At 58.9% G+C, this 20,369-nt stretch carries 16 protein-coding genes; 4 read left to right on the forward strand and 12 right to left on the reverse strand.

The window, feature by feature from the left end; translation table 11 throughout:
- Positions 1 to 9: 9 nt before the first annotated feature.
- The 3 genes from JFU11_RS16910 (at position 10) to JFU11_RS16920 (ending at position 1,947) form a co-directional block, all read left to right on the forward strand.
- Positions 10 to 456 carry an excinuclease gene (locus JFU11_RS16910; RefSeq protein WP_123721570.1) on the forward strand — a complete coding sequence of 149 codons (447 nt, stop codon included), beginning with the start codon at positions 10 to 12 and terminating at the stop codon, positions 454 to 456.
- A 423-nt stretch (positions 457 to 879) separates the two neighbouring features.
- Positions 880 to 1,404 carry a DUF4822 domain-containing protein gene (locus tag JFU11_RS16915; RefSeq protein ID WP_201061441.1) on the forward strand — a complete coding sequence of 175 codons (525 nt, stop codon included), beginning with the start codon at positions 880 to 882 and terminating at the stop codon, positions 1,402 to 1,404.
- 102 nt (positions 1,405 to 1,506) lie between these two features.
- A complete protein-coding gene (locus tag JFU11_RS16920) occupies positions 1,507 to 1,947 on the forward strand; it encodes a hypothetical protein (protein WP_123721572.1) in 441 nt (146 codons plus the stop codon).
- Positions 1,948 to 2,086: 139 nt separating this feature from the next.
- Here the strand turns inward: JFU11_RS16920 and JFU11_RS16925 are convergent, their stop codons facing one another.
- Complete coding sequence (locus JFU11_RS16925; protein ID WP_201061443.1) at positions 2,087 to 2,989, reverse strand: LysR family transcriptional regulator; 903 nt, start codon at positions 2,987 to 2,989, stop codon at positions 2,087 to 2,089.
- A gap of 119 nt (positions 2,990 to 3,108) precedes the next feature.
- Between JFU11_RS16925 and JFU11_RS16930 the strand changes: the two genes are divergently transcribed.
- Positions 3,109 to 4,383, forward strand: a complete 1,275-nt coding sequence (locus JFU11_RS16930; protein WP_123721574.1) for an MFS transporter — start codon at positions 3,109 to 3,111, stop codon at positions 4,381 to 4,383.
- 181 nt (positions 4,384 to 4,564) lie between these two features.
- On the opposite strand, the gene hemE is transcribed toward JFU11_RS16930, so the two are convergent.
- The 11 genes from hemE to JFU11_RS16985 all read right to left on the reverse strand — a co-directional run bounded on the left by hemE (position 4,565) and on the right by JFU11_RS16985 (position 20,358).
- Positions 4,565 to 5,632: a uroporphyrinogen decarboxylase gene (gene hemE / locus JFU11_RS16935; RefSeq protein ID WP_052965076.1), complete on the reverse strand. Its 1,068-nt coding sequence runs from the start codon at positions 5,630 to 5,632 to the stop codon at positions 4,565 to 4,567.
- A 246-nt stretch (positions 5,633 to 5,878) separates the two neighbouring features.
- The gene (locus tag JFU11_RS16940) at positions 5,879 to 7,297 is read right to left on the reverse strand and encodes an FAD-dependent oxidoreductase (RefSeq protein WP_048396075.1); all 1,419 of its coding nucleotides are present in this window, start codon (positions 7,295 to 7,297) and stop codon (positions 5,879 to 5,881) included.
- Between the two features lie 33 nt (positions 7,298 to 7,330).
- Positions 7,331 to 11,776 (reverse strand): glutamate synthase large subunit, encoded by a 4,446-nt coding sequence (gene gltB, locus JFU11_RS16945; protein WP_123721576.1) that lies wholly within the window; start codon positions 11,774 to 11,776, stop codon positions 7,331 to 7,333.
- Between the two features lie 350 nt (positions 11,777 to 12,126).
- Positions 12,127 to 13,713: an AAA family ATPase gene (locus JFU11_RS16950; RefSeq protein WP_123721577.1), complete on the reverse strand. Its 1,587-nt coding sequence runs from the start codon at positions 13,711 to 13,713 to the stop codon at positions 12,127 to 12,129.
- A 10-nt stretch (positions 13,714 to 13,723) separates the two neighbouring features.
- Entirely contained in the window at positions 13,724 to 14,824 is a 1,101-nt protein-coding gene (aroB, locus tag JFU11_RS16955) for a 3-dehydroquinate synthase (RefSeq protein ID WP_201061445.1), read from the reverse strand.
- Positions 14,825 to 14,974: 150 nt separating this feature from the next.
- A complete protein-coding gene (gene aroK, locus JFU11_RS16960) occupies positions 14,975 to 15,493 on the reverse strand; it encodes a shikimate kinase AroK (RefSeq protein WP_201121330.1) in 519 nt (172 codons plus the stop codon).
- A 4-nt stretch (positions 15,494 to 15,497) separates the two neighbouring features.
- A complete protein-coding gene (gene pilQ / locus JFU11_RS16965; protein ID WP_123721579.1) occupies positions 15,498 to 17,573 on the reverse strand; it encodes a type IV pilus secretin PilQ in 2,076 nt (691 codons plus the stop codon).
- 13 nt (positions 17,574 to 17,586) lie between these two features.
- Positions 17,587 to 18,114 (reverse strand): pilus assembly protein PilP, encoded by a 528-nt coding sequence (locus JFU11_RS16970; protein WP_123721580.1) that lies wholly within the window; start codon positions 18,112 to 18,114, stop codon positions 17,587 to 17,589.
- Positions 18,111 to 18,731 (reverse strand): type 4a pilus biogenesis protein PilO, encoded by a 621-nt coding sequence (gene pilO, locus JFU11_RS16975; RefSeq protein ID WP_201061449.1) that lies wholly within the window; start codon positions 18,729 to 18,731, stop codon positions 18,111 to 18,113. Before pilO ends, JFU11_RS16970 begins: the two co-directional genes overlap by 4 nt.
- Complete coding sequence (locus JFU11_RS16980) at positions 18,728 to 19,294, reverse strand: PilN domain-containing protein (protein ID WP_123721582.1); 567 nt, start codon at positions 19,292 to 19,294, stop codon at positions 18,728 to 18,730. Before JFU11_RS16980 ends, pilO begins: the two co-directional genes overlap by 4 nt.
- Positions 19,294 to 20,358 (reverse strand): pilus assembly protein PilM, encoded by a 1,065-nt coding sequence (locus tag JFU11_RS16985; protein WP_123499947.1) that lies wholly within the window; start codon positions 20,356 to 20,358, stop codon positions 19,294 to 19,296. The genes JFU11_RS16980 and JFU11_RS16985 overlap by 1 nt, the downstream gene beginning before the upstream one ends.
- Between the last annotated feature and the right edge of the window lie 11 nt (positions 20,359 to 20,369).

Consider the following 20,369-nt stretch of genomic DNA (forward strand, 5'->3'; position numbering starts at 1 on the left):
GAGACCTCCATGCACTTCAAGAAACTCGCTGCCGCCGCCACCCTGCTGATCTGCACGTTGCCGGGCATCAGCCAGGCCCGTGACACCGCGGTGTATCTGCCTTTTGACAAAGCAGTCGCCGAAGCAACCCGCGCCGGCAAAATCGATGGCAGCGTGAAGTTCTACCTGGCAGGCAACACACCGACTGGCAACGTCACCGTAGTCAGCTCGGGGGCCGTGACCAACAAGAAAACCAACGCCTTCAACAAGTCTGACGAAGTGGCCTGCGAATGGGTCGCGCAATCGGCAATCATCAGCCTGCACCAGGCAGCGAAGAATGCCGGCGCCAACGCCGTGACCAATATCGTCAGCTTCTACAAAAGCAACGAGCGCAAGGATGCCAAGAACTATGAGTGCCACGCTGGGGCGCTCATGGCGGGCGTTGCGTTGAAAGGGGATTTGGCGAAGGTTCAGTAACGCCTGACGCGGAGTAGCCGCGACACACTCAGGTATTACCGAGGATCAAAACATCGCAGCCTTCGGCAGCTCCTACATAGATCGGTGTAGGCGCTGCCGAAGGCTGCGATCTTTTAAACGCTTTACGCGCCAGCAACTTCTCGCCACATCTGAGTCCTCGGCACATAAATGAAACATAGGAAAACGGAGTGTATCACTTCGGAAAGTTCCTACAGCCAGCCTCGTGATTTCAATATATAGGCAAACCCAAACAACCAACACATCTAAAACAAGCGCGACGAAGTATTACTTCGAAAAAACGCCGAACCATTACAATTCATTACCCCGCTATTGCCCCCCTCACTCCCAGCCTATACTTTTCACGCATTGAATTTGGATAATCAATAGCGAGCAACCAACAAAAGCAGATAAGGAGTTATCCGCATGCAAAAGAACAATATTACTTCTACATGCCTACTTCTTGCGGCATTGTTCTGTCCCCTGGGTAGTTTTGCGCAACAAGCCCCCGCCACTGCCGAGACTCGGGCTCTGGCATCTTCTCCTCGATGGCTGACAACCAAGGTCTATATAGAGGGCGCACCACAAACGGACGTAAAAGCGAATTATCCTGGCGTGGTCGGAATATCGACGTGGGATCCCGAACGCAATCGCTATGAATTCTTTTACACCGATACGGGAAAATCAAAGTACGACAATGGAGGTGGAGGTTACTTCTTTGTCACTGGCGATCAAAAAAGCCACATTTTAGTGCCCGATGTCGGGCCAACCAAAACTGTAGTCAGGCGATTGGAAAAGTTGAATCCAAATGAATTCACCTATTCTCGCGAAGTGCCTCACGACATGATAGCCAATAACCCTCTGGTGCGTATCTATGTAGTTCATGCCCCCTACACTGGAACAGTGGAAACAAAGTCCACCATTAAGTCAGATACTAATATCACAAACTGAAACCAGTCGCCCATAGCACACTAAATGACTCAGGTAGTTCCGCTGGAGTAGCGTTACCGCTTGAAATCAATTTTGCCGCCTAATAAAACATGGAATTTCAACATGCAGAAATCACTCAAAACACTCCTTGCATCTACGCTTTTGATAACCTCGGCCTTCTGCGGCGCTGTCAATGCGCAGTCCACAACAAATTCCCCTGCAAAAAATGCCGTTGCCACGCCAGATAATGCCGTCATGCTGACCGTATTTTTAAAGCACGATCAATCACGGCCATTGGGCGAATTAAAGGCTCAACTTGCCAAACAAGGATTCTATAAGGCATTTCCACCTGCGGGAGTAGAGGTTGTCAGTTGGAACATAATGATGGGTATCGGACAAGTCGTCACAGTGCGCTTCCCGGCCTCCCGTCTTGCTGAAGTAAACCTTGCACTTGAAAATACAGCGTGGGGAAGTTACAAAACCGAGTTCTATCCGACCTATGACTTCAAAGCGATAGCACAGGCAGAACAAAACAAAGCGCAGCAAATGCAAACTGCCCAGTGATGCTAGTTGGCGCGAGTGTTAGCGAATTCAATGCGCGATGGTTGCGATTTGATGGATGTCATCGGGCGACGATTGCTGGTGCAGGTTTCGGTGTAGTGCCTGGTAAAAAAACGGGTGACCTCACTGGGGTCACCCGTAGTTACGGCTTCAAAGGTTCAACCTTACGCGTCAACAACTCCACAAACGCCCTGGCCATCGGCGATTTCTGATCCTTGCGCTGCACCAGCCACACTGCCGACACGGCCGTCGGATCGAGTAGAGGGCGGTAGACCACGCCATCGATGCGCATCCGCTGATACGACGCCGGCAATACCGACACTCCCAGACCTGCCGCCACCAGCCCGATGATGGTCATCGCCTCGCCAGCCTCTTGCGCGAAGTGCGGGCTGAACCCGACATCCCGGGCCAAGCTGAGCAGCTGTGCGTACAAACCACTGCCATAGCTACGTGGGAAAAATACGAAGGGTTCGAGGGCCAGCGCCGAGAGGAATAAACCGTCTTCGCTGCCGCTCACCAACGGATGCTTGGAGCTAAGCACCGCCACCAGTGGCTCGCGCATCAGTTCCACCACGCTGAGTGAGTCCGGCAAGCCCAGCGGCCGCATGATGCCGACTTCAATCGACTCGTCCACCAATGCATCGGCCACTTGGGTGCTGCTCATTTCCCGCAGATTCAGGTGCACCGCCGGGAAACTCTGGCGAAACGAGAAAATCGCCTGAGGAATGGTCGAGTTGAACGGGGCCGACGAGGTGAAGCCGATCTTCAGTTCACCCAACTCTCCGAGTTGTGCCCGCCGCGCAACGTCCGCCGCTTTGTCGACCTGAGCCAGCACCAACCGCGCCTCTTCCAGAAACAGCCGACCGGCCTCACTGAGTTCGACCCGACGATTGGTACGCTCGAAAAGCCGCGCACCGATCTCCTGCTCCAGCGCCTGAATCTGCTGGCTCAGCGGCGGTTGCGAGATGCCCAGCACTTGCGCGGCGCGGCCGAAATGCAGTTCTTCGGCGACGGCGATGAAGTAGCGCAGGTGGCGCAATTCCATGAAAACTCCATTAGGTCGTAAAACCTATCAAACAGGTCGAACAATATATTGGATTGAATCATTAGGCAGCTATATGATTTTTTCATTGCCTGACCGGCTGCGCCCCTCCGAGGTCTGAAGTGAAAACTGCTGCCGCTCCACTCGCCCATGAAATTCCGCCCACTCCGCTGGACGACGTCGTCACTGAGCTAAGCGAGATCTACATCGAGAAAGGCACACCGATGTTTATGCGCACGGTGCTGGCGCTGTTCTCGGGCGGTTTCGCGACCTTTGCCCTGCTGTATTGCGTGCAGCCGATGATGCCGCTGCTGTCCCACGAGTTTTCCATCAACGCAGCCCAGAGCAGCCTGATCCTGTCGGTCGCCACCGGCATGCTCGCCATTGGCTTGCTGATCACCGGTCCCATCTCTGATCGCATCGGGCGTAAACCGGTGATGGTCGCCGCGCTGTTCGCCGCAGCGCTGTGCACCATGGCCAGCGCAATGATCCCGAGCTGGCAAGGCGTGCTGGTGATGCGAGCGCTGGTGGGGCTGTCGTTGAGCGGTCTGGCGGCGGTCGCGATGACTTACCTGAGCGAAGAGATCCATCCACAGCACCTTGGCCTCGCCATGGGCTTGTACATCGGTGGCAATGCCATCGGCGGCATGTGTGGACGATTGATCGTCGGGGTACTGATCGACTTCGTCAGCTGGCACGCGGCGATGCTGGTCGTCGGTGGCCTGGCGCTGATTGCCGCAGCGGTGTTCTGGAAAATCCTCCCGGAATCGCGCAACTTCCGCGCCCGCTCATTGCATCCTCGCAGCTTGCTGGACGGCTTCAGCATGCACTTTCGCGATGCAGGTCTACCACTGCTGTTCCTTGAGGCTTTCGTGCTGATGGGCGCGTTTGTCACGCTGTTCAACTACATCGGCTATCGCCTGCTGGCCGAGCCGTATCACATGGATCAGGCCTTCGTCGGGCTGCTTTCGGTGGTGTACCTGTCGGGCATCTACAGCTCGGCGAAAATCGGCGCCCTGGCCGACCAACTCGGCCGGCGCAAAGTGCTCTGGGCAACCATTGTGGTCATGCTCGCGGGCATCGCCCTGACCATGTTCACGCCGTTACCGCTGGTGATTCTCGGCATGCTGATCTTTACCTTCGGCTTCTTTGGTGCGCATTCGGTGGCCAGTAGCTGGATTGGCCGTCGTGCGATCAAGGCCAGAGGACAGGCGTCGTCGCTGTACCTGTTCAGCTATTACGCCGGGTCGAGTATCGCGGGTACGGCGGGCGGTGTGGCCTGGCACTTGGGTGGCTGGAACGGGATCGGGTTATTTATTGGCGGGTTGTTGGTGATTGCGTTGTTGGTGGCGTTGAAGCTGGCGAAGTTACCGCCGTTGGTAAATTTGAAGGCATGACGCACAACCCTGTGGGAGCGGGCTTGCCCGCGATAGCGATGGTCGGTCCAGCACATGTGTTGTATGAGACGACGCCATCGCGGGCAAGCCCGCTCCCACAATGAATGGCATCCACTTCTCATTTTCTGAACCACAAACAAAAACGCCCGGCATATGCCGGGCGTTTTTTATTGGGCCACGATTACTCGTGATACTGCGCCGACAGTTCATGTACCGCGCGCAGGAAGGCGCCAGCATGCTCTGGGTCGACTTCCGGCGTGATGCCATGGCCGAGGTTGAACACGTGACCGCTGCCTTTGCCGTAGCTGGCGAGGATCCGGCCGACTTCGGTGCGGATGGCTTCTGGCTTGGCGTAGAGCACGGTTGGGTCCATGTTGCCTTGCAGGGCGACTTTGCTGCCGACGCGTTGGCGGGCTTCGCCAATGTCGCAAGTCCAGTCCAGGCCCAGCGCATCCGCGCCAGCGTCAGCGATGCTTTCCAGCCACAGGCCGCCGTTCTTGGTGAACAGGATGACCGGAACCTTACGGCCTTCGTGCTCGCGGATCAGGCCGCTGACGATTTTGCGCATGTAGGCCAGGGAGAACTCCTGGTAGGCCGCTGCGGAGAGGTTGCCACCCCAGGTGTCGAAGATCTGCACCGCTTGCGCGCCGGCCATGATCTGGCCGTTGAGGTAGCTGGTGACCGACTGCGCGAGTTTATCCAGCAGCAAGTGCATGGCTTGCGGGTTGTCATAGAGCATGGCCTTGGTCTTGCGGAAGTCTTTCGACGAGCCGCCTTCGACCATGTAGGTGGCCAGGGTCCATGGGCTGCCGGAGAAGCCGATCAGCGGCACGCGGCCGTTCAGTTCGCGACGGATGGTGCTGACTGCGTCCATGACGTAGCCGAGGTCTTTGTGTGGATCAGGAATCGGCAGGGCTTCGATGTCGGCCAGGGTGCTGATGACTTTCTTGAAGCGCGGACCTTCACCGGTTTCGAAGTACAGGCCTTGGCCCATGGCGTCCGGGATGGTGAGGATGTCGGAGAACAGGATCGCCGCGTCCAGTTGCGGATAGCGGTCGAGCGGCTGCATCGTGACTTCGCAAGCGAACGCCGGGTTCATGCACAGGCTCATGAAATCACCGGCCTTGGCACGGCTGGCGCGGTACTCAGGCAGGTAGCGACCGGCCTGACGCATCATCCACACAGGGGTGACGTCTACGGGTTGCTTGAGCAGGGCGCGAAGGAAACGGTCGTTCTTCAGGGCAGTCATGTCGGCATCCGGAAAAAAAGTGCGGGCATTTTCTCAGAGCGCGACGCAAAAGGCACGGCAAGAGCCGTTCCTTTTGTCTATCGGGTCAATTTGTCGCGGTTGAATGCCGTTTTGGCCACACCAAAAAACACTGTGGGAGCTGGCTTGCCTGCGATGCGGCCACCTCGGTCTTTCAGTTAGACCGAGGCAATGCTATCGCTGGCAAGCCAGCTCCCACAGGAATTGCATTCCAATGTTGGAATACGGTTAAACGCCCAGGTAATCCAGGATCCCTTCAGCGGCATTGCGGCCTTCGAAGATCGCCGTTACCACCAGGTCGGAACCACGAACCATGTCGCCACCGGCGAAGATTTTCGGGTTGCTGGTCTGGTGCTTGTACTGGCCTTGCTCCGGTGCCACCACGCGGCCCTGGCTGTCGGTCTGGATGCTGAACTGCTCGAACCACGATGCCGGGCTTGGACGGAAACCGAAGGCGATGACCACGGCGTCGGCCGGGATGATCTCTTCGGAGCCCGGGATCGGCTCGGGGCTGCGACGGCCACGGGCGTCCGGCTCGCCGAGACGGGTCTCGACCACCTTCACGCCTTCGACGCGGTCTTCACCCACGATAGCGATCGGCTGGCGGTTGTAGAGGAATTTCACGCCTTCTTCCTTGGCGTTCTTCACCTCTTTGCGCGAGCCCGGCATGTTCGCTTCGTCACGACGATACGCACAGGTCACCGACTTGGCGCCCTGACGGATCGAAGTACGGTTGCAGTCCATCGCCGTGTCGCCACCGCCCAGCACCACGACCTTCTTGCCTTTCATGTCGACGAAATCTTCCGGCGACTTTTCAAAGCCCAGGTTGCGGTTGACGTTGGCGATCAGGAAATCCAGCGCGTCATACACGCCCGGCAGATCTTCACCGGCAAAGCCGCCCTTCATGTAGGTGTAGGTGCCCATGCCCATGAACACGGCATCGTATTCTTCGAGCAGTTGCTCGATGGTCACGTCCTTGCCGATTTCGGTGTTCAGGCGGAACTCGATGCCCATGCCGGTGAAGACTTCGCGGCGATTGCTCAGCACGGTCTTTTCCAGCTTGAATTCGGGGATCCCGAAGGTCAGCAGGCCGCCGATTTCCGGGTTCTTGTCGAACACCACCGGGGTCACGCCACCACGTACCAGCACGTCGGCACAGCCCAGGCCGGCAGGGCCCGCGCCGATAACCGCGACACGCTTGCCGGTCGGTTTGACCTTGGACATGTCCGGGCGCCAGCCCATGGCGAACGCGGTGTCGGTGATGTACTTCTCCACCGAACCAATGGTCACCGCACCAAAACCGTCGTTAAGGGTGCAGGCCCCCTCGCACAGACGATCCTGGGGACAAACCCGGCCGCAGACTTCCGGCAGGGTGTTGGTCTGGTGCGACAGCTCGGCGGCCTGGAGGATGTTGCCCTCGGCCACCAGCTTGAGCCAGTTGGGAATGAAGTTGTGCACCGGGCACTTCCATTCGCAATACGGGTTACCGCAACCCAGGCAGCGGTGGGCCTGGTCGGCCGACTGCTGGGGTTTGAACGGTTCGTAGATTTCCACGAACTCTTTCTTGCGTTGACGCAACAGTTTCTTCTTCGGATCTTTGCGCCCGACATCGATGAACTGGAAGTCGTTATTCAGACGTTCAGCCATTGTTAAAACCTCATCAAACTCTTCAGGCGCATATCACTGCGGGTTGGCACGGGTGCTGGAAAGCAACGATTTCAGGTTGGCAGCCTTGGGCTTGACCAGCCAGAAACGACGCAGATAGTCATCGAGGTTTTCAGCGAGGTTACGACCCCACTCGCTGTCGGTTTCCTCGACGTATTCGTTCAGCACGCGTTGCAGGTGGCTGCGATAGGCTTCCATTGCCTCACCGCTGATCCGCTGGATTTCCACCAGTTCGTGGTTGACCCGGTCAACGAAGGTGTTGTCCTGGTCGAGCACGTAGGCGAAACCGCCGGTCATGCCTGAGCCGAAGTTGTAACCGGTCTTGCCCAACACGCAGACGAAACCACCGGTCATGTACTCGCAGCAGTGATCGCCAGTGCCTTCCACGACAGTGTGAGCACCGGAGTTACGCACCGCGAAACGCTCGCCCGCGGTACCGGCGGCGAACAGCTTGCCCCCGGTGGCGCCATACAGGCAGGTGTTGCCGATAATGGCGCTGTCCTGAGTCTTGTAGATGCTGCCCTTCGGCGGAACGATGACCAGTTTGCCGCCGGTCATGCCTTTGCCGACGTAGTCGTTGGCGTCACCTTCCAGGTACATGTTCAGGCCGCCGGCGTTCCACACACCAAAGCTCTGACCGGCAGTGCCTTTGAAGCGGAAGGTGATCGGCGCGTTAGCCATGCCCTGGTTGCCATGCTTGCGAGCGATTTCACCGGAGATCCGCGCGCCGATGGAACGGTCGCAGTTGCAGATATCCAGGGCGAAATCGGCGCCGCTCATGTCGTTGATGGCCGAAGTGGCCAAGTCGACCATTTTCTCGGCCAGCAGGCCTTTGTCGAACGGCGGGTTGCGGTCGACCTGGCAGAACTGAGGCTTGTCTGCCGGGATGTGATCGCTGCCCAGCAACGGGGTCAGGTCCAGATGGTTCTGCTTGGCGGTCTGGCCTTCGAGGATTTCCAGCAGATCGGTGCGGCCGATCAGCTCTTCGAGGGAGCGCACGCCCAGCTTCGCCAGCCACTCACGGGTTTCTTCGGCGACGTAGGTGAAGAAATTCACCACCATGTCGACGGTACCGATGTAGTGATCCTTGCGCAGCTTCTCGTTCTGAGTCGCAACGCCGGTGGCGCAGTTGTTCAGGTGGCAAATACGCAGGTATTTGCAGCCCAGGGCGATCATTGGCGCGGTTCCGAAGCCGAAGCTTTCAGCGCCAAGGATCGCTGCCTTGATCACGTCGAGGCCGGTTTTCAAGCCGCCGTCAGTCTGCACACGGACCTTGCCGCGCAGGTCGTTGCCGCGCAGGGTCTGATGGGTTTCGGCCAAACCGAGTTCCCACGGTGCGCCCGCGTATTTGATCGAGGTCAGTGGCGATGCACCGGTGCCGCCGTCGTAGCCGGAAATGGTGATCAAGTCCGCGTAAGCCTTGGCCACACCGGCAGCGATGGTGCCGACGCCCGCTTCTGCTACCAGCTTCACCGAGACCAATGCCTTCGGGTTGACTTGTTTCAGGTCGAAAATCAGCTGCGACAAGTCTTCGATCGAATAGATGTCGTGGTGCGGCGGAGGCGAAATCAGGGTCACACCCGGCACTGCGTAACGCAGCTTGGCGATCAGACCGTTGACCTTGCCGCCCGGCAGCTGACCACCTTCGCCGGGCTTGGCGCCCTGAGCAACTTTGATCTGCAGCACTTCAGCGTTAACCAGGTATTCCGGGGTCACACCGAAACGGCCAGTGGCGACCTGCTTGATTTTCGAGCTTTTGATGGTGCCGTAGCGTGCCGGGTCTTCGCCGCCTTCGCCGGAGTTGGAACGCGCACCGAGGCGGTTCATGGCTTCGGCCAGGGCTTCGTGAGCTTCCGGCGACAGTGCGCCCAAAGAGATGCCCGCGGAGTCGAAGCGCTTGAGCACCGATTCCAGCGGTTCGATCTCGCTGATGTCCAGCGGCGTATCCAGGGTCTTGACCTTGAACAGATCGCGGATCATCGACACCGGACGGTTGTCCACCAGCGCCGTGTATTCCTTGAACTTGCTGTAGTCGCCCTGCTGCACAGCCGCTTGCAGGGTGCTGACCACGTCCGGGTTGTAGGCGTGATATTCGCCACCGTGGACGAACTTCAGCAGGCCGCCTTGCTGGATCGGCTTGCGCGGGCTCCAGGCTTCGGTCGCCAAGGCTTTCTGCTCGGCTTCGATGTCGACGAAACGCGCGCCCTTGATGCGGCTTGGCACACCACGGAAGCTCAGGTCGCAGACTTCTTCGGACAGGCCGATAGCCTCGAACAGTTGCGCACCGCGGTACGAAGTAATGGTCGAAATCCCCATCTTCGAGAGGATCTTGAGCAGGCCTTTGGTGATGCCTTTGCGGTAGTTCTTGAACACCTCATAGAGGTCGCCCAGCACTTCACCGGTTCGGATCAGGTCGCCCAGCACTTCGTAGGCCAGGAACGGATAAACGGCAGAGGCGCCGAAACCGATCAACACTGCAAAGTGGTGCGGATCGCGCGCAGTGGCGGTCTCGACCAGAATGTTGGAGTCGCAACGCAGGCCTTTTTCGGTCAAGCGATGATGCACTGCGCCGGTAGCGAGCGAAGCGTGGATCGGCAACTTGCCCGGGGCGATGTGACGGTCACTCAGTACAATCTGGGTGCGACCGGCGCGAACGGCTTCTTCAGCCTGATCGGCAACATTGCGCACCGCCGCTTCGAGGCCAACGCTCTCGTCGTAGTTGAGGTCAATGATCTGACGCTCGAAGCCTGGGCGGTCGAGGTTCATCAACGAGCGCCACTTGGCCGGGGAAATGACCGGCGAACTGAGGATCACGCGCGAGGCGTGTTCCGGCGACTCCTGGAAGATATTGCGTTCGGCGCCGAGGCAGACTTCCAGCGACATGACGATCGCTTCGCGCAGCGGGTCGATCGGCGGGTTGGTCACCTGCGCGAACTGCTGACGGAAATAGTCGTACGGCGTGCGCACGCGCTGGGACAGCACGGCCATCGGCGTATCGTCGCCCATCGAGCCAACGGCTTCGTAGCCTTGTTCGCCGAGCGGACGCAGCACCTGGTCGCGCTCTTCGAACGTGACCTGATACATCTTCATGTATTGCTTGAGCTGATCGACGTCGTAGAAAGCCGAACCGTGATCGTTGTCTTCCATGGTCGCCTGGATGCGCAGGGCATTCTTGCGCAGCCATTGCTTGTACGGATGACGGGACTTCAAGCGGTTGTCGATGGCATCGGTGTCGAGGATCTGACCAGTTTCAGTGTCCACGGCAAAGATCTGGCCCGGACCGACACGGCCCTTGGCGATCACGTCTTCAGGCTGGTAGTTCCAGACACCGATTTCCGAGGCCAGGGTAATGAAGCCGTTCTTGGTGGTAACCCAACGCGCCGGACGCAGACCGTTACGGTCGAGCAGGCACACCGCGTAACGACCATCAGTCATTACTACGCCGGCCGGGCCGTCCCACGGCTCCATGTGCATCGAGTTGTATTCGTAGAACGCGCGCAGATCCGGGTCCATGGTTTCGACGTTCTGCCACGCAGGCGGAATGATCATCCGCACGCCACGGAACAGGTCGATGCCACCGGTGACCATCAACTCGAGCATGTTGTCCATGCTGGAGGAGTCAGAACCTACACGGTTCACCAGCGGGCCGAGTTCTTCCAGATCCATCAGATCGTTGGTGAACTTGGTGCGACGGGCCTGGGCCCAGTTGCGGTTGCCGGTGATGGTATTGATCTCGCCGTTGTGGGCGAGGAAGCGGAACGGCTGAGCCAGCGGCCATTTCGGTAAGGTGTTGGTGGAGAAGCGCTGGTGGAACACGCAGATTGCGGTTTGCAGGCGCTGGTCGCTCAGGTCTGGATAGAAGGCGGTCAGGTCCGCCGGCATCATCAGGCCTTTATAAATGATGGTCTTGTGGGAAAAGCTGCAGATGTAGTGATCGACGTCGGCGGCGTTGGACACAGACGAACGACGACGGGCGCTGAACAGCTTGATCGCCATGTCCTGATCGCTCAGGCCTTCCCCACCGATGAACACTTGTTCGATCTGCGGCAGGCGCTCAAGGGCCAGGCGGCCAAGGACGCTGGTGTCGATCGGCACTTTGCGCCAGCCGACCAGGGTCAGGCCTTCGGCCAGGATCTCGCGGTTCATGTTCTCGCGAGCGGCTTCGGCTTTGACCGGGTCCTGGTTGAAGAAGACCATGCCCACAGCATATTGCTTGGGCAGTTCGACGCCGAAGGTTTCCTGGGCAATCGCACGCAGGAATACATCCGGCTTTTGAATCAGCAAACCGCAACCGTCACCGGTCTTGCCGTCGGCGTTGATCCCACCGCGGTGGGTCATGCAGGTCAGGGCCTCAATGGCCGTTTGCAAAAGGGTATGACTGGGCTCGCCCTGCATATGGGCTATCAGGCCGAAACCGCAGTTATCCTTGAATTCATCTGGTTGGTACAGACCTGCTTTCATAGACACTTTCTCACCAGGCTGCCTCTTATCGAGGCAAATTTCTTTTCAATTCAGCCAGTTACCATCCACGCCGAACGTACGCCAGCTTTGCGGGGGCAAAAGGGAGGTCATTGTACACACCGACACTGAGGCTCACAAATTTGACGACGAACTGTCGCAAATCTATGTCGCATTTGTGAAAGGTTTAAAGCGATATGCTGTGCTAGTCAAAACTTTTTTAATTTTGACCGCAACGACTCAAAGACCACTGTGACGCAGACACCACAAGGCACGCGGCCTGTAGAGACGGCATGCGCTTGCAGAAATTTTGAGGTGCTTGGAGAGGCGGCCTGGGTAAGGCCGCCGAATCTTCAGCGAGTTGTTGCCAGTTCCTGTTGGACGCTGGCGACAGTGCGAGGCCAAGGTTTACCAGCCTGAACCTTCGCTGGCAAGGCCTTGATGGCGGTAACGGCTGCATCGCGGTTGGCGAAGCTACCGTAGGTGATGACGTAAAGCGGCTTGCCGTTGAGTACTTTCTTGAAATAACGGTACTCGCCGCCCTGCTCCTTGACGAAGCTTTGGGCGGCCGATTCGGAGCTGGTGCCAAGGATTTGCACCACGTAGTTACCCGGCGCCTGGCCTGCGTACCAGCTGCCACCGGCGGCTTTAGCCACGGTGGCTGGCTTCTCGGCAGGTTTGGCGGCGGCGACCGGCTTGGCGGGCGCTGGAGCCGGTTTGGCAGCAGGTGCAGGTGCTGGCTTGGCTGTCGCGACCTGAGTCGGCGCTGGAACCGGTTTGGCGGCAGGTGTTGGCGCAGGTCCCGGCTGGATGCCGGCAGGTGGTGCAGTGGTGGTCACGGTTGGCGGTGTAGCGCTGGAACCTTCGACCGGCACGCCGTCGTCGCCTTCGGTGATACCACCGGCCGCTTCAGCCAATGGGCCTCGCATCACCGGCTGCGAGTTGCCGACCAACGGCAACGGCATCGGTTGCGAATTACCGGCGAATTCGACGGATGGAGCGCCACCGCTGTCAGGTTGTGGCGTGCCCTGGCCCAGCGGCAGTTGCGCCTGTTCGTTGGCAGGTGCGCCGGTGGTCGGCGCTTTGCTGCGACCCGGCATCAACCAGGCGGCGGCTACCGCGACCACGACAACGGCGGAAATCGCCAATACGTGTTTCTTCGGCATGTTGAACCCCATACTTGGACGCTTCACCGCTGAGCGGCTGGCAATCATGGCTTCGATCATTGCATCGCGGGCGACCTGGTTGATGGTGCCAGGCCAGCCGTCGGAGCTTTCGTGAATATCAGAGATCTGATCCGCGGTAAAAAGTTCGATACCCCGACCGGCGCCTTCAAGACGCTGGTCCAGGTATTCGCGGGTTTCTTCTTCGGTATAAGGCTGCAATTCGATGACGTGGAAGCGCTCTTCCTCAAGGCTCAGCGCTTCAAGTTGGGCAATCAGCGAGGACTCCCCGAACAGAAACACGTGCGGGCGACCTTCCGGTGCACCAGCGGCCAACGCCAGCAAGGCTTCCAGGGCAGATTCATCGAGTTGCTCGGCATCATCCAACAGCAAATAGACTTCCTGCCCCGTGAGGGCAAGCTGTACCACTTGGGCCAGGATCGCGCCGATTTCGGCCTGCTCGACGTTCAGCGCCTGAGCCACCTGACGCAGCACACCGGCTGCATCGCCGGCGCCACGGGCGGAAACCACCACGCTCTGCACTGACTGTTTGTTGGTGCTGGCCACCAGGGCCTGACGCAACAGGGTCTTGCCACTGCCTTGCGGACCGGTGACCACCAGCAACAACTGGCTATAACGGGCCAGATGATGCAGCTGACCCAGCACCGGTTTGCGCTGAGCCGGGAAAAATTTGAAGCCAGGCACCCGTGGAGCGAAAGGGTCATGACTTAACTGGTAATGGCCGAGGAAAGCCTCGTCGGCATGCAAACTAGTCATCGGGATCTTATTAACCTTTAAGCTGAGCCAGGGCGCGGTAATCCGCTCCCAGCGTGGCCTGTAAAATCTCTTTCGGATAATCGTCGGTCACCACTGCTTCGCCCATGTGGCGCAGCAGCACCAGGCGCAAACGACCGTCGATCACTTTCTTGTCAATTGCCATGTGTTCGAGAAAATCGGCTTCGGTCATCTCTTCCGGCGGAATGACCGGCAGGCCGGCACGCTGGAACAGACGAATACCGCGATCACGTTCCTGTTCGCTGATCCAGCCCAGGCGCGCGGACATCTCCAAAGCCATTACGGTGCCAGCAGCAACTGCTTCACCATGAAGCCAGACACCATAGCCCATATGGGTTTCGATCGCGTGGCCGAAGGTGTGGCCCAGGTTCAACGTGGCACGTACGCCCGTCTCTTTTTCGTCGGCACCGACCACCGCAGCCTTGGCCGCGCAGGAGCGTTCGATGGCGTAAGTCAGGGCGGTCTGATCGAGCGCTCGCAAGCGATCGACGTTTTCTTCGAGCCAGGTCAGGAATGGCTCGTCGCAGATCAACCCGTATTTGATGACTTCCGCCAGCCCGGCAGACAGCTCACGGGGCGGCAGGGTGTTGAGGGTGGCGGTATCGATCAGCACCACGTTGGGCTGATAGAAGGCGCCGACCATGTTCTTGCCCAGCGGGTGATTGATCCCGGTTTTGCCGCCCACCGAGGAGTCGACTTGCGACAACAACGTGGTCGGTATCTGGATGAAATCGACGCCTCGCTGGTAGCAGGCGGCCGCAAAACCGGCCATGTCACCGATTACACCGCCACCGAGGGCGATTACCGTGGTGCGGCGATCATGCCGTGCAGTCAGCAGGCCGTCGAATATCAGTTGCAGGGTTTCCCAGGTCTTGAAGGCTTCGCCGTCGGGCAGCACCACGGAAATCACCGAGAACTGCGCAAGACTGCGGGTCAGACGCTCGAGGTAGAGCGGCGCGACGGTCTCGTTGGAGATGATCGCCACCTGCCGCCCGCGGATATGCGGGACCAGCAGCTCAGGCTGATCCAACAAACCTTCGCCAATATGAATCGGGTAGCTGCGCTCGCCTAGATCGACCTTGAGTGTCTGCATGTGTCCCCACAGTGAAGATGGAATCAGGCATCCCGCCTTGAGTTTACGAATTCCATGGCGTCTGCTGGTGTGACGCCGTTCGGTAGCCAGCCGCCACAACCTTGAGCGGCTGCGACAGGACGCCGAGGATAGCGCATTTCGCGCCGCACATTAACGGGGCGGTAGTTGCTGCAAGCGGTCGAGAATATCAAGTACCACCATTCGCGGCGGCCGCTCATCGGTTTCCACCACCAGGTCGGCGATCTCCCGATACAGCGGATCACGGATCGCCAGCAAGTCCCGAAGGGTCTTGGCCGGATCAGCGGTGCGCAGCAGTGGCCGATTGCGGTCGCGAGCGGTTCGGCCGACCTGCTGCTCGACAGACGCATGCAGATAGACCACCCGACCACCGGCGTGCAGCGCTCGACGATTGGCTTCGCGCATCACGGCGCCGCCACCGGTCGCCAACACCACGCCGTCGAACGCACACAGCTCGGCAATCATCGCCTGCTCGCGGTCACGAAAGCCCGGTTCGCCTTCCTTATCGAAAATCCACGGGATATTGGCGCCCGTGCGCAATTCAATTTCCTTATCGGAATCTTTGAACGGCAGGCGCAGCTCTTTGGCCAGCAAACGGCCGATGGTGCTTTTTCCAGCCCCCATCGGTCCAACAAGAATCAAATTTCGCACAGAATCAATGACTCACAGCAATCGCCTGATTGTTCATGATACGCGGAGTGAGAAATACCAGCAGCTCGGATTTTTTCTCCGAAACCACGTCACGCCGGAAAAGGCGGCCAAGATACGGCACATCACCGAGAAATGGCACCTTATCTACAACCTTGCTCTGAGTATTTGAGAAAACCCCACCAATGACGATGGTCTCGCCGTCGTTAACCAACACCTTGGCGTTGACCTCGTTTTTCTTGATCGGCGGTACATCCTGCACTTTGTTCAGGTAGTCCGGTTCGTCCTTGGTGACCTTGACCTCCATGATGATGCGGTTGTCTGGGGTGATCTGCGGGGTCACTTCCAGGGACAGCGAAGCTTCCTTGAACGACACCGAGGTGGCGCCGCTGGAGCTGGCTTCCTGATAGGGAATCTCAGTGCCCTTGAGGATTTTCGCGGTTTCCTTGTCGGACGTGACCACCTTGGGCTGCGAGACGATTTCCCCGTTGCCGGTTTTCTCCATGGCCGAAAGCTCAAGGTCCAGCAGCACGTTGTCGGTAATGAAGGCGATACCGATCCCCGAAGTATTGCCAGAGGTCCCCAAGTCGACGAACGGCGAGTTGGTACTGGTGCTGCCCGGCGTACCAATGGTGGTCGAAGAGCCGTTGACCCCGGACGTGTTCCAGTTGCCCTTCTGCGCCGAACCGCCCCAGCGTACGCCAAGACTTTTGTCGTAATCGACGTTGGCCTCAACGATGCGCGCCTCGATCATCACCTGACGCACCGGAATATCCAGTTGCGCAACGATACGACGCAGTTCGTCGAGCCGATCCTGGGTCTGGTAGGCAATGATGTTGTTGGTTCGCTCATCGACAGTGATTGATCCTCGCTCGTCGACTTTCGCTTCGGCGCTGGTCACTGACTGGAACAGCTTGGCGATATCGGCGGCCTTGGCGTAGTTGACCTGTAACAGCTCGCGACGCAGAGGCGCCAGCTCGGATATCTGCTTCTGCGACTCCAGTTCCTGACGCTCTCGGGCAGCGATTTCATCAGCCGGCGCCACCAGCAGCACGTTACCGATCTTGCGTTTATCCAGACCTTTGGTTTTCAACACCAGGTCCAGCGCCTGATCCCACGGCACATTCTGCAGACGCAACGTGATGCCGCCCTGCACCGTGTCGCTGGCCACCAAATTGAGGTTGGTGAAATCGGCGATCAGTTGCAGCACCGAGCGCACATCAATGTCCTGAAAATTCAGCGAGAGTTTTTCGCCGGTGTAGGCAAAGCGTTCAGTGTTGCGCTTCTGCAAGTCATCGACAGTCATCGGCCGGATGCTGACGGTCAATTTGTTGTCGGTCTGATAGGTCGAATAATCGAAGGCGCCACTGGGCTCGATACTGATAATGGCCCGGTCGCCCGTGGCGCTGGCGTTGACGAACTGCACCGGCGTGGCGAAATCCTTGACGTCAAGCCGTACACGCAACCGTTCAGGCAGTTGGGTCTTGGTGAAACCGACGATGATTTTGCCATCGCGTTCCTGGATGTCCGGGGCGATGGACGGATCCGACAGATCAATAACCACATTGCCCTCACCCTGGGTGCCGCGCTGGAAATCCACGCCCCGGATGGCTTTGCCCACCGGCGCACTGACCCTGGCCGGTGCTGGCGTCGCAGTGGCTGTGCGCGGTGCGACGGCGGCCGGCTTAGGCGCCTTGTTACCGGCCCCTTGTCCGACGACCACGAACAGATTGTTGCCTTCGACGCGGGCGTTGTATGGCGTTAATTGAGTCAGGCTGATGATCAGCCGTGTGCGGTCCTTGGCCTCCACCACCGTGGCGCTGCGGGCATTGCCGCCGCCCAGGTCCCGACTCTTGTTCGCCAGCTGACTGGTGACCCCCGGCAGGTCCAGCGCAATCCGCGCAGGCTGCTCTGTCGTGTAACCGTGAGGCTGCGGCGGCGGCCCATCGAACGACAACTTCAACTCGACACGGTCACCGGGCAGCGCGGCGACATCCAGCGCTTTGAGGTTGGCCGCCACTACCATCGGCGACAGAAACGCTATCCATAGCGAAATACCGAAGGTTGAGAAAATCCTGTTCATTATTCGAGTTCCACTATGAGTGCTCTTTCAAAGGGATGGTTCGCGGCCGTTCCAGCCAGGCACCTTCGCCATCGGGAACGATTTCGACCACGTCAACTTGCGAACCGCTGATGGCGACGATCCGCCCATCGTTACGCCCCAGGTAATCGCCGACTTTCAACCGATGTACGCCGCCCGCCCCGCGCAACAGCGCAAAGGAACCGGTTGCATTGGAGATGGTGCCGACCATTTCAAATTGCTCGATGTTGAAACCTTCGAGGTACTGCTTGACCCGGTTGGGGTCGGGTTTGACGTTACGCGAGCCGTGCTTCTGGCCGGCCAGATCGACTCTGACCTGCCGGGAGAACGGGCTACGCAGGTTGGCAGCGTTGTAGGTGAATGTCGGGTAAGAGCGGAATGTCGGCGTTGGTTCAATTTTGCCGGGGGCACGCAGGCGCACTTCGTTCAAATAGGCGTCCAGGTCGCTGAAATCATTGTCGCCGCCACAACCGGCCAGGATGACCAGACACATAACCATCGACAGGCAACGAATCGGGCTCATTTCTGCACCCCCTTGTCGTTGTAGCGATAGGTCTTGGCCAGGATGCTCATGCGCAACTTCGGACTATCAGGATTGGCTGGCGCCAGGTCGAAGTCATGCAGAGTGACGATCCGCGGCAACCCGGCCACGCCGCTGACGAAAGTCGCCAGGTCGTGATAGGCGCCGGTGACGGTGATCCGGATAGGGAGCTCGATGTAGAACTGCTGGGTGACCTCCGGGAGCAGCTTGATTTCTTCGAACTCCAGGCCGCTGCCCAAGCCGGTGCGGGTGATGTCCTCCAGCAGGCCGGGCACTTCGGTGTCGCTGGGCAATTGCCGTAATAGCATGCCGAAGGAGTTCTCCATTTCCTTCATCTGCTGGGTATACAGCTCCAGATTCGCCGCCATATTGGCCTTGGTCGCGAATTGCTCCCTGAGCGTCGACTCTTCCTCGCGCCTGAGCTCCAGATGGTTTTGCAGATCGCTGATCAAGAAGGTGTAGCCCAGGGCCAGCACCAGAGCCATCAGCAGGACACTCGCCACGACCTTGATCGCAGGTGGCCAGGACCCCATGTTGTTGGTATCCAGATCGTTGATGTCGATCTGACGTAACCCTTCGAACCATTCGGACAGCTTCATTTCACACCCCCCACAACGGCGGGCTGAGTCTGACGGACGGTCAACTGAAAAACATTGGCCTGATCCAGCTGACCGGCGGTGGTCGCTTTGACTTCCGTGAGGTTGGGCGCATCGAACCAGTCGGAAGCATCAAGATTGCGCATCAGATCCGAAACACGATTGTTGGACTCCGCCGCGCCGGTGATGGACAACGTCTTGCCGACCATTTTCACTTCGGTGAAATAAACTCCGTCCGGCAAAGTACGCGCCAATTGATCGAAAATCCTCCCACTGATCGGCCGGTTGCCTTGCAGATCCTGAATAATGCGCATGCGCTCGACGAGTTGCTGTCGACGGGCCTTCAGGTCGCTGATCTGTTTGATCCGCTCGTCGACCACGGCAATCTGCTTGCTGATGTAATCGTTACGGGCGACTTGCCGATTAATGGCAGTGCTAATGACCTGGTCCGCGATCAGCAGCGCACCCACCGACCCCACCAGCACACCGACCAACGCCAGTAAAAAGCGTTTGCGACGCCCTTCACGCAACTCTTCGCGCCAGGGTAAAAGATTGATCCGCGCCATCAGTCGAAACTCCTGAGGGCCAGCCCGCAGGCGATCATCAGTGCCGGGGCATCGCTCGCCAAGGCACCGGCGTTGACCTTGCTGCTCAGGGTCATGTTGGAGAAAGGATTGGCGACCTGGGTCGGCGTACCCAGTCGCTGCTCGATCAATCGCTCCAGTCCCGGGACCGAGGCGGTGCCGCCGGCCAGGAGGATGTGATCGACTGAGTTGTACTGGCCGGAGGCAAAGAAGAACTGCAATGAACGCGACACCTGCTGCACCAACGCATCACGAAATGGCTGCAAGACCTCGCTGACGTAATCGTCCGGCAAACCGCCCTGCTTCTTCGCCAGCCCCGCCTGCTCGACGGTCAGGCCATAACGACGCTGGATCTCTTCCGTCAGTTGACGGCCGCCGAACAATTGTTCGCGGGTGTAGATGATCCGCCCGTTGTGCAGCACGCTCAGGGTGGTCATGGTGGCGCCGATATCGACCACCGCCACGGTCAGACGCTCCTGAGAAGCGGCCAACTGGGTTGCCAGCAGGCCGAACGATCGCTCCAGGGCATAGGCTTCGACGTCGACCACGCGCGCGGTCAGCCCGGCCAGAGCCAGGGCCGCTTCACGGACTTCGACGTTTTCCTTGCGACAGGCCGCCAGCAGTACATTGACCCGCTCGGGGTTGCGCGCCGACACGCCCTGCACTTCGAAGTCGATCGCCACTTCGTCCAGCGGATAAGGGATGTACTGATCGGCCTCGATCTTCAGCTGGTTTTCCATCTCGTCGTCGGAAAGACCGGCATCCATCTCGATGGTCTTGGTGATCACCGCCGAACCGGCCACCGCCACGGCAACGTTCCTGAGGCTGGTTTTGGCCTTGGATAGCACCCGCGCAAGAGCCTGCCCCACGCCTTCGAGCTCGGCGATATTTTTCTCGACCACAGCACTGGCGGGCAGCGGTTCGACCGCATAGGCCTCGACCCGATAGCGGTCGCCCTGGCGACTTAGCTCCAGTAGCTTCACCGACGTGGAGCTGATGTCGATCCCCAAAAGCGTATTGGCTTTTTTATTGAAGAGTCCTAGCACTACCAATTCCC

Origin of the sequence: Pseudomonas sp. TH37, from assembly GCF_016650735.1 — a bacterium.
Classification (GTDB): Bacteria; Pseudomonadota; Gammaproteobacteria; order Pseudomonadales; family Pseudomonadaceae; genus Aquipseudomonas; species Aquipseudomonas farris.